Origin of the sequence: Gordonia sp. NPDC127522, from assembly GCF_042672305.1 — a bacterium.
In the GTDB taxonomy this organism is placed as follows: domain Bacteria; phylum Actinomycetota; class Actinomycetes; order Mycobacteriales; family Mycobacteriaceae; genus Gordonia; species Gordonia hongkongensis.
This window is the reverse complement of sequence record NZ_JBHXVK010000039.1, coordinates 1-1738: the sequence shown is the minus strand read 5'-3', so window position 1 is coordinate 1738 and position 1738 is coordinate 1. Positions and strand designations below refer to the sequence as shown.

The 1738-nt window shown below is 53.6% G+C and carries 1 rRNA gene; it reads left to right on the top strand.

The features are described 5' to 3' along the window. Positions 1–1738 (top strand): 23S ribosomal RNA (locus tag ACFVHY_RS24405); the annotation flags it as partial.

Genomic DNA, 1738 nt, shown 5'->3' with positions numbered 1-1738 from the left:
TCTTGGGGTTGTAGGACACTCTGTACGGAGTTACAAAGGAACGAGGTAGATGAAGAGGTCTGGAAAGGCCCGCCATAGGAGGTAACAGCCCTGTAGTCAAAACTTCGTTCTCTCCTGAGTGGATCCTGAGTACGGCGGAACACGTGAAATTCCGTCGGAATCCGGGAGGACCATCTCCCAAGGCTAAATACTCCCTAGTGACCGATAGTGAACCAGTACCGTGAGGGAAAGGTGAAAAGCACCCCGGAAGGGGAGTGAAAGAGATCCTGAAACCGTGTGCCTACAAGTAGTCAGAGCCCGTTAACGGGTGATGGCGTGCCTTTTGTAGAATGAACCGGCGAGTTACGATCCCGTGCAAGGTTAAGCAGAAGATGCGGAGCCGCAGCGAAAGCGAGTCTGAATAGGGCGCATGAGTACGTGGTCGTAGACCCGAAACCAGGTGATCTACCCATGTCCAGGGTGAAGTTCAGGTAACACTGAATGGAGGCCCGAACCCACGCACGTTGAAAAGTGCGGGGATGAGGTGTGGGTAGGGGTGAAATGCCAATCGAACCTGGAGATAGCTGGTTCTCTCCGAAATAGCTTTAGGGCTAGCCTCAAGGTAAGAGTCTCGGAGGTAGAGCACTGATTGGACTAGGGGCCCCTACCGGGTTACCGAATTCAGTCAAACTCCGAATGCCGATGACTTATCCTTGGGAGTCAGACTGCGAGTGATAAGATCCGTAGTCGAAAGGGAAACAGCCCAGACCGCCAGCTAAGGTCCCAAAGTATACGTTAAGTGGAAAAGGATGTGGAGTTGCTTAGACAACCAGGATGTTGGCTTAGAAGCAGCCACCATTTAAAGAGTGCGTAATAGCTCACTGGTCGAGTGACTCTGCGCCGAAAATGTACCGGGGCTAAACGTATCACCGAAGCTGCGGACTGTTCTTCGAACAGTGGTAGGAGAGCGTTCTAAGGGCTGTGAAGCCAGACCGGAAGGACTGGTGGAGCGCTTAGAAGTGAGAATGCCGGTATGAGTAGCGAAAGAGGGGTGAGAATCCCGTCCACCGAATGCCTAAGGTTTCCTGAGGAAGGCTCGTCCGCTCAGGGTTAGTCGGGACCTAAGCCGAGGCCGAAAGGCGTAGGCGATGGACAACAGGTTGATATTCCTGTACCACCTCCTCACCATTTGAGCAATGGGGGGACGCAGGAGGATAGGGTAAGCGCGGTATTGGATATCCGCGTCCAAGCAGTTAGGCTGGGAAATAGGCAAATCCGTTTCCCGTAAAGGCTGAGCTGTGATGGCGAGCGAAATATAGTAGCGAAGTTCCTGATTCCACACTGCCAAGAAAAGCCTCTAGCGAGGTGAGAGGTGCCCGTACCGCAAACCGACACAGGTAGGCGAGGAGAGAATCCTAAGGTGATCGAGAGAACTCTCGTTAAGGAACTCGGCAAAATGACCCCGTAACTTCGGGAGAAGGGGTGCTCTGTTAGGGTGCAAGCCCGAGAGAGCCGCAGTGAATAGGCCCAGGCGACTGTTTAGCAAAAACACAGGTCTCTGCGAAGCCGTAAGGCGAAGTATAGGGGCTGACGCCTGCCCGGTGCTGGAAGGTTAAGAGGAGCGCTTAGCGTAAGCGAAGGTGCGAATTGAAGCCCCAGTAAACGGCGGCCGTAACTATAACGGTCCTAAGGTAGCGAAATTCCTTGTCGGGTAAGTTCCGACCCGCACGAAAGGCGCAACGATCTGGGCACTGTCTCA